General features: G+C 69.8%; 8 protein-coding genes. 3 read left to right on the top strand and 5 right to left on the bottom strand.

The window, feature by feature from the left end; all coding sequences use genetic code 11:
• Positions 1-668 precede the first annotated feature (668 nt).
• From ACZ4UU_RS14265 to ACZ4UU_RS14255, 3 genes are all read right to left on the bottom strand, one after another.
• Positions 669-2,933, bottom strand: a complete 2,265-nt coding sequence (locus tag ACZ4UU_RS14265) for a heavy metal translocating P-type ATPase (RefSeq protein WP_468039717.1) — start codon at positions 2,931-2,933, stop codon at positions 669-671.
• Positions 2,934-2,940: 7 nt separating this feature from the next.
• On the bottom strand, positions 2,941-3,180 hold the full coding sequence (locus tag ACZ4UU_RS14260; RefSeq protein WP_468039716.1) for a heavy-metal-associated domain-containing protein: 240 nt from the start codon (positions 3,178-3,180) through the stop codon (positions 2,941-2,943).
• Between the two features lie 129 nt (positions 3,181-3,309).
• Complete coding sequence (locus tag ACZ4UU_RS14255) at positions 3,310-3,969, bottom strand: TetR family transcriptional regulator (RefSeq protein WP_468039714.1); 660 nt, start codon at positions 3,967-3,969, stop codon at positions 3,310-3,312.
• Positions 3,970-4,129: 160 nt separating this feature from the next.
• Here ACZ4UU_RS14255 and ACZ4UU_RS14250 point away from each other — a divergent pair, with 160 nt between their 5' ends.
• Both ACZ4UU_RS14250 and ACZ4UU_RS14245 read left to right on the top strand, forming a co-directional pair.
• Positions 4,130-6,385, top strand: a complete 2,256-nt coding sequence (locus tag ACZ4UU_RS14250) for an MMPL family transporter (protein WP_468039712.1) — start codon at positions 4,130-4,132, stop codon at positions 6,383-6,385.
• Positions 6,386-6,501: 116 nt separating this feature from the next.
• Positions 6,502-7,545, top strand: a complete 1,044-nt coding sequence (locus ACZ4UU_RS14245; protein WP_468039710.1) for a zinc-dependent alcohol dehydrogenase family protein — start codon at positions 6,502-6,504, stop codon at positions 7,543-7,545.
• Here ACZ4UU_RS14245 and ACZ4UU_RS14240 read toward each other — a convergent pair.
• Both ACZ4UU_RS14240 and ACZ4UU_RS14235 read right to left on the bottom strand, forming a co-directional pair.
• Positions 7,526-8,092: a GNAT family N-acetyltransferase gene (locus tag ACZ4UU_RS14240; RefSeq protein WP_468039708.1), complete on the bottom strand. Its 567-nt coding sequence runs from the start codon at positions 8,090-8,092 to the stop codon at positions 7,526-7,528. The genes ACZ4UU_RS14245 and ACZ4UU_RS14240 overlap by 20 nt on opposite strands.
• A gap of 62 nt (positions 8,093-8,154) precedes the next feature.
• Positions 8,155-8,355, bottom strand: coding sequence for a helix-turn-helix transcriptional regulator (locus ACZ4UU_RS14235; protein WP_217208248.1), 201 nt, complete (start codon positions 8,353-8,355; stop codon positions 8,155-8,157).
• A gap of 373 nt (positions 8,356-8,728) precedes the next feature.
• Between ACZ4UU_RS14235 and ACZ4UU_RS14230 the strand changes: the two genes are divergently transcribed.
• A complete protein-coding gene (locus ACZ4UU_RS14230) occupies positions 8,729-13,201 on the top strand; it encodes a P-loop domain-containing protein (RefSeq protein ID WP_468039705.1) in 4,473 nt (1,490 codons plus the stop codon).
• The last annotated feature ends 54 nt before the right edge of the window (positions 13,202-13,255 follow it).

The following is a 13,255-nucleotide window of genomic DNA, read 5'->3' as shown; positions in this document are numbered from 1 at the left end:
GGGGCGCGGAGGGGGTTGTCGGTCGGCTGCGGGTTGGTTGTGGCCGGTCGCGCCCACGCGGCGGAGCCGCATATCGGCCACCGCCCCGCGCCCCTTCAGGGGCCTGCGGCCCCTTTGGGGTGCTGCGCCTCCGTAGGCGAAAAACAGAAGGCGCCCTGGCGGCGGTCCCCCCACGGGCCGACGTCCAGGGCGCCTTCCCATGTCCCGGTGCGGATTCCCCCCACGGGATCCGGCCGGGCGTCTGAGAGACCAGCGCCTGAATTCGCTGTCTTTCTGTGCTGCCATTGAGCAGAACGAGCAAAACTCGTCGTACTCATGGGTGGATGCGGTCTGCCGGGACAGCGCACGCTCGGGAGGGCCGCTCAAAGCTTCCCGAAGTACGTGCCCCGGCAACGCAACTCTGAGGAAGTCCCCCAAGACATCCTCAGATGCCAGTAAGCGCCCCCCAAGACGCTGCCTGACATCGTCAATTTAGACCTTCGAACCCCTTCGATGGTTACGTTCACATCACTGTGATTTGCGTCTCTTGCATATGTCCGTTAGATACGCAAGAGCCCCGATATGGCGATCGGGACCCAAGCGTAAGGATGATGCGCGAGCCTTGTGAAGAGCTTATGTGAGCGGGGCGCCGGACTCCAGAGGGACCCAGTGGGGTTCTTACTACGAATTCACCGGAACGTCCGCAGCCGCAGACTGTTCGTCACCACGAACACCGACGAGAACGCCATCGCGGCCCCCGCGATCATCGGGTTCAACAACCCCGCCGCGGCCAGCGGCAACGCGGCGATGTTGTATCCGAAGGCCCACACGAGGTTGCCCTTGATCGTGCCCAGCGTCCGCCGCGACAGCCGGATCGCGTCCGCCGCCACCCGTAGATCACCGCGCACCAGCGTCAGATCGCTCGCCTCGATCGCCGCGTCCGTCCCCGTCCCCATGGCGAGACCCAGATCAGCGGTGGCAAGAGCGGCCGCGTCGTTGACGCCGTCGCCGACCATGGCCACGCACCGTCCCTCGCGCCGCAGCCGCCGTACCGCCTCGACCTTCTCCTCGGGCAGGACCTCCGCGACCACCTGATCGGCATCGATACCGACCGCGTGGGCGACCGACTCGGCGACCGCCCGGTTGTCCCCGGTCAGCAGCACCGGAGTCAGCCCCAGCGCCCGCAGCTCGCGCACCGCCTCGGCGCTGGTCTCCTTCACCGCGTCCGCGACGGCGAGCACACCCCGCGCCGTTCCGTCCCAGCCGACCACGACGGCCGTACGGCCGTCCCTCTCGGCCTCTGCCTTGGCGCGGGCCAGCCCGGTGGGCAGCGCGTCGAAGAGGCGCCCCACGGCCACGTCACGGCCCTCCACGCGTGCGCGTACGCCCCGCCCGGCCACGTTCTCGAAGCTCTCGACCTCCGGCAGCCGCCCGAGCCGCTCCTGCGCGCCCGCGGCGACGGCCCGCGCGACGGGGTGCTCGGAGGCGTGCTCCACGGCGCCCGCGAGCCGCAGCACCTCCTCCTCGTCGGTGCCCTCGGCGGCGTACACCTTCTGCAGGGTCATCCGGCCCGTGGTCACCGTGCCGGTCTTGTCCAGGACGACGGTGTCGACCCGGCGGGTGGACTCCAGCACCTCGGGGCCCTTGATGAGGATGCCCAGCTGCGCCCCGCGTCCCGTACCGACCATGAGGGCCGTCGGCGTGGCCAGGCCCAGCGCGCACGGGCAGGCGATGATCAGCACCGCGACGGCCGAGGTGAACGCGGCGGCGGTGTCGTCGGTGACGGCGAGCCAGGCCCCGAAGGTGGCGACCGCGAGGAGGATGACCGTCGGCACGAAGACCGCGGAGATCCGGTCGGCGAGCCGCTGCACCTCGGCCTTGCCGTTCTGCGCGTCCTCCACCAGCTTCGCCATCCGCGCGAGCTGGGTGTCGGCGCCGACCCGGGTCGTCTCCACGACCAGCCGGCCCCCGGCGTTGACGGTCGCCCCGGTCACCGCGTCCCCCACCGTCACGTCCACCGGGACCGACTCACCGGTCAGCAGCGCGGCGTCCACCGCCGAGGCGCCCTCGACGACGATGCCGTCGGTGGCGATCTTCTCGCCGGGTCGTACGACGAACCGGTCGCCGACGACCAGCCGGTCCACCGGCACGCGGACCTCGCGGCTGTCCCGCAGCACGGCCACGTCCTTCGCGCCCAGCTCCATCAGCGCCCGCAGCGCGGCTCCCGCGCGGCGCTTGGCACGCGCCTCCAGATACCGGCCGAGGAGGAGGAAGGTGACGACCCCGCAGGCCACTTCGAGGTAGATCTGCGAGGAGCCGTCCACGCGCGCGACCGTGAACTCGAAGTCGTCGCGCATGCCGCTCATGCCCGCGTCGCCCAGGAACAGCGCCCACAGCGACCAGCCGTACGCCGCCAGCGTGCCCATCGAGATCAGCGTGTCCATGGTGGCCGCGCCGTGCCGGGCGCCCGTGAACGCGGCCCGGTGGAAGGGCAGCCCGCCCCAGACGACGACCGGCGAGGCGAGGGTGAGCGCGAGCCACTGCCAGTTGTCGAACTGCAGGGCCGGGATCATCGACAGCAGGACGACCGGTACGGCGAGCAGGGCGGAGACGGTGAAGCGGTGCCGGTAGGAGGACGCTTCGGGGTCCTCCCGAGCCTCCTGGGCCTCCTGCGGCTCGGGCCGCGGGGGAGCCGGTTCCTCGGCCGTGTAGCCCGTCTTCTCCACCGTGGCGATCAGGTCGGCGACCTCGATGCCCGCGGGAAAGCTGACCTTCGCCTTCTCCGTCGCGTAGTTCACCGTGGCGGTGACGCCGTCCATGCGGTTGAGCTTCTCCTCGACGCGGGCGGCGCAGGAGGCGCAGGTCATGCCGCCGATGAGCAGCTCGACTTCGGCGGGGGCGGCGGAGGTGGCGGCCGCCCCGGCTATCGCGGGTTGGTCGGTGGTGCGGGGCATCTCGGGCTCAGATCTTGGCGACCAGTTCGAAGCCCGCCTCGTCGACGGCCGCGCGCACGGCCTCCTCGTCCAGCGCGGCCGCGGAGACGACGGTGACCTCGCCGGTGGAGGCGACGGCCTTCACCGAGCTGACGCCGGGGAGTTCGGAGAGCTCACCGGAGACGGCTCCCTCGCAGTGTCCGCAGCTCATGCCGCTCACCTTGTACACGGCGGTGACGGAACCCGGGGCGTCGGTCTGCGCGGTCATGTCGTTCTCCTCGTCGAGGCATGTGGGGTTGACGGGACCCGCGGGGTCCCTCCACTGCCAAGATATACCCCTACGGGGTATTTCTCCAAGGCGGGTCGGCACCTGACGGCACGGCGTGGGCGCCGGATGTCACGTCGCCGACCGGGTCGGGGCGGGGCGGCCCAGCCGGTCGCCCACCAGTGGTTCGAGGTAGCGGGTCAGGGCGTGCTTCAGCTCCTGGACATAGGCGTCCCGCTCGGCGCCCTCGTGGGCGAGGATCAGCTCCAGGCCCGCCTTGTACAGGCCCAGGCACATGTGGGAGGTCCGGGCGAGGTCGGCCGGGGCGGCGTCGGGCAGGAACGAGGAGAGCAGGCCCTCGATCCGGGACAGCAGGGTCGCGTGGAGGGCGTCGTGCTCCTCGGTGATCCGGCCGGGGATGTCGGGGCCGTGCATCAGCGCGAAGAACACCGGGTGCTCGCAGTTGAAGGCGATGAACCGGTCGACGGCCGCGCCTACCGCCTCCTCCAGCGGGGTCGTGGGGTCGACCGGGGCGAGCGCCTCGCCGTACGCCTCGCGCATCTCGCGCATGAGCCGCTCGCCCAGCTCGATCGCGATGGCTTCCTTGTTCGGGAAGAACTGGTACAGCGTGCCCGGCGAGACGCCCGCCTCGCGGGCGATGGCGTTGGTGCTGGCGGCCGTGTAGCCGGCGGTGGTGAAGACGGTGGCCGCGGCCTCGAGCAGCTGGGCGATGCGGCGCTCGCCGCGCGCCTGACGGCGGCGCGGCCGCTCCTTCTCCTGGTTGGCGGACACGCGTTATCCCCAGCTCTCCGAACGCGATTGACAAACGCGAGTGGTCGCTCGCATTCTTGGAGAACGCGAGCGATGACTCGTGTTTGTCAGTCTATGGCAGTGACGGCTCCATGCTGCCCGGTTGTGAACGGCACGGATCAGGGTGAGGGGACACCGCACGATGACCGAAGTCAACAGGCCACCCGGCGCCGGAGGGCCAACCCGCGTCGGAGGCTGGACCCGCTTCGTGACGGCCCGGCCCCGGTTGTCGCTGCTCGTGGCCCTCGTGATCACCGCGCTCGCCGTGCTGGCCGGCAGCGGCGTCGCCGACCGGCTGGGCAGCGGCGGCTGGGAGGACCCGGACGCCGAGTCGACCTACGCGACCAGGGCACTGGAGCGCGAGTTCCCCGCCTCCCAGCCCAACCTCCTGCTCCTCGTGGACGCGGGCGACGCCTCCGTGGACGACCCCGCGGTCGCCGCCGAGGCCCGGCGCACAGCGGCGCGCCTGGCCGAGGAGAAGGGCGTCACCGGGGTCGGTTCCTACTGGCAGGCGGACGCCTCGGCGGCTCCCGCCCTGCGCGCCGAGGACGGCCACGAGGCGCTGATCGCCGCCCGCATCACCGGCGATGAGAAGCAGGCGGGGGAGACCCTGGACCGCATCGCGTCCGAGTTCCGGGGTGCGCACGGGCCGGTGGAGGTCAGTGTCGGCGGTCCGGTCGCGGTGCGCCACGAGATGCAGACGACCATCCAGGAGGACCTGGTCCGGGCCGAGGTGATCGCCCTGCCGGTCACCCTGGTGCTGCTGGTGATGGTCTTCGGCAGCGCGGTCGCCGCCCTGCTGCCGCTGGGCATCGGCATCGTCGCCATCCTCGGCACCAACGCGGTGCTGCGCGGCCTCACCGAGGTCACCGACGTGTCGGTCTTCGCGATGAACCTCACCACGGCCCTCGGCCTGGGCCTCGCCGTCGACTACGCCCTGTTCATCGTCCGCCGCTTCCGCGAGGAACTCGCCACCGGCGCCGAACCGCTCACAGCCGTCGGCACGACCCTGCGCACGGCCGGCCGCACCGTCCTCTTCTCGGCCCTCACGGTCGCGGTGTCCCTCGCGGCGATGCTGCTCTTCCCGCAGTACTTCCTGCGGTCCTTCGCCTACGCCGGGATCGCGGTGGTCCTGCTGGCCGCGGCGGCCGCCCTGATCCTGCTCCCGGCCGCACTGGTGCTGCTCGGCCACCGGGTCAACGCCCTGGACCTGCGCAAGCTGTTCCGGCGAGGACAGGCGAAAACTCCGCCCGCCCCGACGGCCGGTGCGACGGAGGGCAGGGCATGGACCCGCACCGCGAACCTCGTCATGCGCCGCGCCCCCTTCTTCGCCCTGGGCACCACCGCCGTGCTGGTCCTGCTCGGACTGCCCTTCCTGGGCGTGAAGTTCGGCACCGCCGACGACCGTCAGCTCCCGTCGAGCGCCGAGTCCCATGTGGTGCAGCAGCACATCCGCGACGGCTTCCCGGGCAGCCCCGGAGGCGGCCTGGAGGTGCTCGCCGAGGGACGGGCGACGCCGGCGCAGTACGCGGTTTACAAGGAGCGGATCGCCGCTCTCCCGGAGGTGCTGCGGGTCGACGGACCGCTGGTCAAGGGCGAGTCCGCGTACTTCACGGTGCTGCCGAAGGGCGAGGCGGTCGACGACCCGGCTCAGCGGCTGGTCGACGACCTGCGCGCCACCCGGGCCCCGTTCGACACCAAGGTGACCGGCGCGGCGGCGGTCCTGGTCGACTCCAAGGACGCGATAGCCGAACGCCTGCCGCTCGCGGTCGCCTTCATCACGATCGTCACCCTGCTGCTGGTGTTCCTGCTGACCGGCAGCGTGCTGATCCCGATCCAGGCGGTGGTGCTCAACGCGCTCAGCCTGACGGCGATGTTCGGCGCGGTGGTCTGGGTCTTCCAGGACGGCCACCTGTCCGGCCTGCTCGGCTTCACCAGCCCCGGCTCGATCGAGACGACCCTCCCGGTGCTGATGTTCTGTGTCGCCTTCGGACTGTCGATGGACTACGGCGTGTTCCTGCTGTCGCGCATCAAGGAGGAGTACGACACGACCGGCGACCACGACGAGGCGGTCCGGCACGGCCTTCAGCGCACGGGCGGACTGATCACCGCGGCAGCCGTGATCCTCGCGGTCGTGATGGTCGCGATAGGCACCTCCCGGGTCACCAACACCAAGATGCTCGGCCTCGGGATCGCCCTGGCGGTGCTGATGGACGCCATGATCGTCCGCAGCCTCCTGGTCCCGGCGGTCATGCGCCTCACGGGGCGGGCGACCTGGTGGGCGCCGGGTCCGCTGCGACGGTTCCACGAGCGGTTCGGGCTGAGTGAGGGGGAGTCGGCACCGGTCCCGGCCACGGCGCCCGCGCCGGAGCGGGAGAAGGCGAGCGCACGCGGCTGACCTGGGACGCGGGGTTGCGCCGATCGCACGGGCGCCCTACCCGCTGGGCCGACGGAGCGTCTGGCGTTCGCGATGATCTCCGTGTACCTGAGCGGCGCGGCGAAAAGGAGAGCGGCATGCGGGCAGTGGTGTTCGAGCGGTACGGGGAGCCGGCCGAGGTACGGGAGGTGCCCGACCCGCGCCCCGCTCCCCACGGAGTGACCGTGCGGGTCGAGGCCACGGGGCTGTGCCGCAGCGACTGGCACGGCTGGCAGGGGCACGACCCGGACATCGCGCTGCCGCATGTGCCGGGCCATGAACTCGCCGGTGTCGTCGAGGCGGTGGGCGACCGGGTGACCGGCTGGCGTCCCGGCGACCGGGTCACCGTGCCGTTCGTGTGCGCGTGCGGCAGCTGTGCCGCGTGTGCGGAGGGCGATCAGCAGGTGTGCGAGCGGCAGACCCAGCCCGGCTTCACCCACTGGGGATCCTTCGCCCAGTACGTGGCGCTGGACCACGCCGACGTCAATCTCGTCGCCGTACCCGAGGAGATGTCCTTCGCGACGGCGGCCTCGCTGGGCTGCCGGTTCGCCACGGCGTTCCGGGCGGTCGTGCAGCAGGGCCGGGTGGCGGCGGGGGAGTGGGTCGCGGTGCACGGCTGCGGCGGGGTCGGCCTGTCGGCGGTGATGATCGCGGCGGCGTCGGGCGCGCGGGTCGTCGCGGTGGACGTCTCACCGCGGGCCCTGGAGCTCGCGCGGAAGTTCGGGGCGACGGAGTGCGTGGACGCGTCGGGCGTGCCGGACACGGCGGCCGCGATCCACGACCTCACCGCCGGCGGCGCCCACCTCTCCCTGGACGCCCTCGGCTCACCCACCACCTGCGCGGCCTCCGTCAACGGCCTGCGGCGCCGGGGCCGGCACATCCAGGTGGGCCTGCTGCCCTCCACGTCCGGCACGACACCGGTCCCCATGGCCCGCGCCATCGCCCTGGAACTGGAACTGCTGGGCAGCCACGGCATGGCGGCGCACACCTACCCGCCCATGCTGGAGCTGGTCCGGGCCGGTGTGCTGCGGCCGGATCTGCTGGTGACGTCGACGATCGGGCTGGACGCGGTACCGGCCGCGCTGACGGCGATGGGGGCGGCGCCCGGGGCGGGGGTGACGGTTATCGAGCCGTGGAGTTGAGGGCGGCCCACTCGTGGTCGAGGACGGCCATCAGGACCTCGTCCAGCCACTCACCGTCCCTCGTCTGCGCTTCCCGGCGGATCCCTTCCCTCACGAACCCGACCTTCTCGTACACCCGCAGGGCCCGGTGGTTGTGACCGTAGGCACCCAACTCGATCCGATGCAGCCCGAGTTGTTCGAAGCCATAGCCGACGATGAGCCGGGTGGCCTCGGTGCCGATGCCACGGTCGCGGCCGCGCGGGCCGATCAGGGTGCGGAAGGTACAGCTGCGGGCGTGCGGATCCCACTCGTACAGGACGACCTCGCCGACGAGTTCGCCGGTGGCGCGGTCGGTGACGGCGAGATCGAGACGGTCGGGCCGGCCGGACAGCGAGCCGTACCAGGAACGCACCCGCTCCAGGGTGAGTTCGTTGTTCGGCGAGAAGGTGAAGCGCTCGACCTCGGGGTCCTCGATGATCTCCCACATGACGTCCGCGTCGGCCCCGGTGAACGGCCGGAGCACGGTCCTGTCGCCGGTGAGCGTGGGTTTGACGGAGAAGCTGCGCATGACCAGCACTGTGCCCCACTGGTCAGATGGGGCACAGCTTGTTTTTCCGCGACGCCGGGACGTCAATCCACCCTTCGGCCCCGGTTCCCCGGTCGGGACTCCACCCACGCCCGCACGGTGTCCGGGTACCAGAAGGGCTTGCCGCCCTCCACATGGTCCGGCGGCGGCAGCAACCCGTGCTTGCGGTACGACCGCACGGTGTCCGGCTGCACCTTGATGTGCGCCGCGATCTCCTTGTAGGACCAGAGCGTTCGGTCGGTCATCGGTTGCACCTCCCTGCGCGCGCCGCGGCGGCGACCTGGGGCGGTCGTCGGGGGTACCGTGCGCTGCGCTGGCGATCACAAAGCCTGTGCCCCGTCAACGACGCCCGGTGAGAGGCGGACAGGGGCTGTGCGCCGGGTGTGACACAGGGGCCGCGTACATGCGACATGCGTAACAGGAAAGCGGCCTTCGTGACACGGCTGACGCAAAGGCGCCCGCGGATACAAGGGCGCGGCGCGTTGACATGATGTCTCGCCGCGCAGCCGTTCGTGGCAGGTCCGTTGCCTCAGGCTTTGTCCGCGACAGGGCTATTGGTGTGGATCCGGGTAGCGTGTGGTGAGGAACCTTGCGGTCGGGGTGGGCGGGAGGCGCCAGGTGAAGGTGCTTGTGGCGGGAGTCGGGGACTTCCCAGAGCCCTATGAGACCGAGGATGAACAGGCTGACGGGATCGCGAGGTTCGCACCGCTGCCGGCCCTGACCGAGCCGGTGCGGGAGATGGCTTCGGCGTTGGAGCGGGCAGGCGCCACGGAGAGCAGGGAACTGCTGCTGGAGAGCGATGCGACCGAGTTGTTACAGCGGTGGAAGGAGCTGCGCCGAACGGCCGGGCCCGGGGAGACCCTTGTCCTGCACTTCGCCGGTCACGGCGTCCAGGCGCGAAGCGGGGGCCTGTATCTGGCCGCCTCCGGCGGTCAGGCCTGTGATGAACTGCTGTCCGACACCTGTGTCAGCTTCGGGCAACTCCTGGAGACGGCCGAGAACAGCGGACGTCCCGTGTTGTTCCTCCTGGACGTCTGCGCGGCCGGTCAGGCCCTCGTCCAGCAGCATTTGATCGACCTCGCCGCCCGACGCCGCCAGGACGCACCACGCAACGTCTGGATCATCGGCGCCTGCACCAGCGACGCGATCACCTACGGCGCCCGTTTCACCGTCGCGGCTGCTCATGTCCTTCAGCAGCTCGCCGACGGCGACCTCGACATCACCCCAACCCTCAGACACGTACCTGTCGAGACCCTCGCCACCGCCGTCGACCGGCACCTCGCCCGCACGGACCGAGCCGCCGGGCGCGCCCGGCAGACCATCGTCCGCACCGCTCACGTCCAGGCCGACGCCGAACCGCAGCCGTTCTTCCGAAACCCCGCGCACAGCCGTACGCCGCACCGAGACCTGCTGGCCGGTATGGATCCGAGGCTGAGGGAATTCGCGCTCGGCTGCTCACCCGATCTCGACCCGCTGCACTTCGCCACGCGCGCCGCCGGAACTCCCACCGCGAACGACATTCTCTTCTCCGGCCGACGCTCCCAGCTGGATCGTATTCACGAATGGGTCGGCAACGCCGGACAGGGCGGGCTACTGGTGGTCACCGGCGGTCCCGGCAGCGGCAAGTCCGCACTCCTCGGCGTCACAGCATGCGCACTCCACCCCGAACTCGAACCCCTCGGTGACCGCATCGCCCGCGTTGTCGAGTACTTCGACCCACGGCAGCCGGAGATCGTTCTCGCCGTTCACGCCCGTCAGCTCACGCTTCAGCAGATCACCGACTCCCTGCGACATCAGCTGCAGCAGCAACGGAGTTCCGGCCGGGCCCATACCCGCCAGGACACGCCCCATTCAGACGTGCGGCTGCTCCTTGACGAGCTGCGCGCCGCCGGAGACGTTCTCGTGCTGCTGGACGCCCTCGACGAGGCAGCAGACCCCGCAGCCGTACTCGATGACCTGCTCCTGCCTCTTGAAGCCGCCGGGGGCGGCTGCCGCGTCATGATCGGGACCAGGAAGTGGTGGGATTCGCTGCCCGCGCTGCGGCAGCATTTGGCCGAGCACCCGGATGCGGAGCTCGACCTCGACCCGGTCACCATGCATGACCGAAGTGTCCTCGCCGACGATCTCGACACCTATCTGTGCCGGCTCCTGCCGCGCCGCCGCTTTCCCCGGGACGAGCTCCGTCGCACAGCCGACCGGCTCGCCCAGTACAGCGACCACGGGGCCTTTCTCGTGGCCTCCCTCTACGCCAACCATCTCCTCACCACTCCCCATCAAGCCCATGCTGCCCCGCCGTGCAGTATCACGGAGGTCTTCGACCTGCACGTCAACACGTTGGCGGACAGGGAGCCGTGGATGCGCACAGTGTTGAACGTCCTCGGTCAGGCTCGTGGCCAAGGCATGCCACTCGACCTCATCCACGCCGCCGCCCTGGCCCAGCACCCGGCCGACGGCCCCCAGAGCGCACGCCCCCTCGCCGACACCCGTCGCGCCCTCGCCAAGGCGGCCTTCTACCTCCGCACCACTCCCGAGGACGATCAGTGCCTGCTCTATCGGTACTTCCACCAGGCCCTGACCGACCACACCAAGGGCCGCACCGACCTCACCGCGCTGCACCGTGCCCTCATCGCCGCCATCCCGACGGCTGACGACAACACCCCTGACTGGGACCGCGCTCACCCGTACCTGCTGCGACACGCCGCCGAGCATGCGGCGGCGTGCGACGAACTGGCCGGGCTGCTGGACGATCCCTCCTTCCTGCTGCACGTCTCCCCCGACGACCTCAAGCGTCATCTGAACAAGGCCACAGACCCCCGCTCGGCACGTATCGCAACGATCTATCGCTCCCACACGACGCATCATCGCCACCGTCATGAACTGGGCGCACGACGCAGCCTGTTGGCCTTGGACGCGGCGGCCTGGCGCGAACCGTCGTTGGCGGAGGCTCTGGGCAACCTGCCCGTCGACCGCCGAGTCACCTCAGCCGTTGCTCGGTGGGCCACCAACAGCCAGGGCAGTTCCGCCCGATTGCACACGCTGACGGGACACACGGATTCGGTCACGCACGTCGCGACAACGCATGTGTGGGCAGCGAACGGTGAGCAACTCGAAGTCGCGATCACCGCGGGAGCCGATGGAGCGGCGATCATCTGGAATCTGGACACGGGGGAAGAGATACGCGCGCTCAGGCAGCATCCCGGGGAGATAACGGCTCTCGCCGTGGCACAGTACGGCCGCCGCTCGTTCGCCGTCACGGCGTCCAAGGACACAGCCACGGTGTGGGATCTGGGGACGGGGCAGCGGATGCACTGCCTGGTCGGACACAAAGGGATGGTCACGGCCCTCGCCATGGCCGAACTCGATGGCCGCCCCGCAGTGATCACGGGGAGTGAGGACAAGACAGCGAGGTCGTGGGATCTCCTGACCGGCTCGCATCTGCTCACCTTCCCCGATCCCCAGGCGCCCCCGGAAGGGAGCACTCGGAAGGAGAGCACGGATACCGAAGGAAAGGCCGAAAAGGAAAAGCCCAAGATCCACAGCAAGAAGATCAACGCGATTGCCGTCGCCGGGAACGGAGGAGATCCCCATGTGGTCACCGTGGGCGCTGACGGTAACGCCATTGTGTGGAGCATGAGTTCGGGGAAGGCGTTACATCTGCTCAGTCACGGCTCCACTGCTGTGACGAGCGTGATCGTGGTGACGATGATGGGCAGGGAGCACGCCGTCACCGCGAGTGAAGGAAAGCACGTCGGCGCGTATGACGTGAAGACGGGCAAGGCTTCTGGTTCATGGAACTCGGTGGCCGGTCGCGCGGGAGTTCTGGCGGGGCTTGATCGCGGCGAAGAATTCTTCATAGCGACGGCGGATGACAGGGTCGTCAACGTCCTGCGTCCCGGTAGACCGCCTCTCGCTCTCAAGGGGCACGTGAGCCCCATCACGGATGTCGCCTTGGCCGAGGTGTCCGCGAGGCCTGTCGCCATCACGACGAGCGTCGATCAGACCGCCATCATGTGGGACTTGAACACCGGGAACTACATCCGGCAATTCGCCGGTCACACGAAACGCCTGACGAAAGTGGCGGTCCCCGAATCAGCCGGCAAACCGGTGGCCGTGACGGTGTGCCACGACGGAACGGGGGTCGTCTGGGATCTCGCCGTACAGGACCAGCAGGTTTTCACCGCGCACACCAAACGGGTGAACGCGGTGGCCGCAGGTGACGTCGATGGTCGTGCCGTCGCCCTCACGACCAGTGACGACAAGACCGCGATCCTCTGGGATCTCGCTACGGCACGACGTCTGCACACCTTCACGACCCAATCCAGCAGCATCCACGGGGCCGCCCTGGCGAACACCCGGGAGCAATCGCTGGCCATCACCGCGGACGGTGATGGATCGATCGCCTTCTGGGACGCTGTGACGGGCGCGCAACTTCGCTCAGCCAGACGCCATACGGGGCTCGTGGTCGCCGTTTGCGCCGGCCGTCTCAGATCCCGGTCCATCGCCCTCACCGCCAGCAGGGACAAGAGCGCTGCGCTGTGGGACGTCGCCTCTGGGCGGTTTCTCCGCTCCCTCCATGGCCACACCAGACCGCTGACCTCGTGCGCGCTGAACTTCATGGAGGGCCGCCGTCCCCTCGCCATGACGGGCAGTGAGGACAGGACGGCCATAGTGTGGGATCCCCTCAGCGGTGAACGCATACACACTTTGGCCGGGCACCGTGACTGGGTGACCGGCGTGGTGTTCGCGCATGCCCGCGACCGTACGCTGGCCCTCACCACCAGCGACGACGCCACCGTCAGGGTGTGGGATCCGCTCACCGGCGAGCATCTGCAGGAACTGACCGCGCATGGGAGCTGGGTCAATGCGGCCACCGTCGTACAGATCGGGGGGCGAAGTCGGGTGATCACGGTGAGCACGGACAACACCGCGGCGATCTGGGCGACCGAGGACCGGCTCATTCTCGAAGAGGTCCTGCATTTGCCGGACGAGGGGATCGCGGTGGCTGGGACAGGGGAGTTCGGCGTTCTCGTCTGTGGGCGCGAGGTCATCTGTTATGCCTGGAAGACGCCCGGCCATCCCCGTGACCTGTGAGGCCTCGAAGCCGTGCACGGTTCGAGTGTGTGTGACGACGAATCACCGTCGATG

The organism is Streptomyces sp. NPDC028907, from assembly GCF_055564995.1.
Note: the sequence above shows the minus strand (reverse complement) of the source record. Positions and strands in the feature narration are given on the sequence as shown.

Bases quoted from the DNA above. Each gene is read 5' to 3' on its own strand.
- ACZ4UU_RS14265 (WP_468039717.1), bottom strand. From the start codon at position 2,933: ATGCCCCGCACCACCGACCAACCCGCGATAGCCGGGGCGGCCGCCACC.
- ACZ4UU_RS14260 (WP_468039716.1), bottom strand. From the start codon at position 3,180: ATGACCGCGCAGACCGACGCCCCGGGTTCCGTCACCGCCGTGTACAAG.
- ACZ4UU_RS14250 (WP_468039712.1), top strand. From the start codon at position 4,130: ATGACCGAAGTCAACAGGCCACCCGGCGCCGGAGGGCCAACCCGCGTC.
- ACZ4UU_RS14245 (WP_468039710.1), top strand. From the start codon at position 6,502: ATGCGGGCAGTGGTGTTCGAGCGGTACGGGGAGCCGGCCGAGGTACGG.
- ACZ4UU_RS14240 (WP_468039708.1), bottom strand. From the start codon at position 8,092: ATGCGCAGCTTCTCCGTCAAACCCACGCTCACCGGCGACAGGACCGTG.
- ACZ4UU_RS14235 (WP_217208248.1), bottom strand. From the start codon at position 8,355: ATGACCGACCGAACGCTCTGGTCCTACAAGGAGATCGCGGCGCACATC.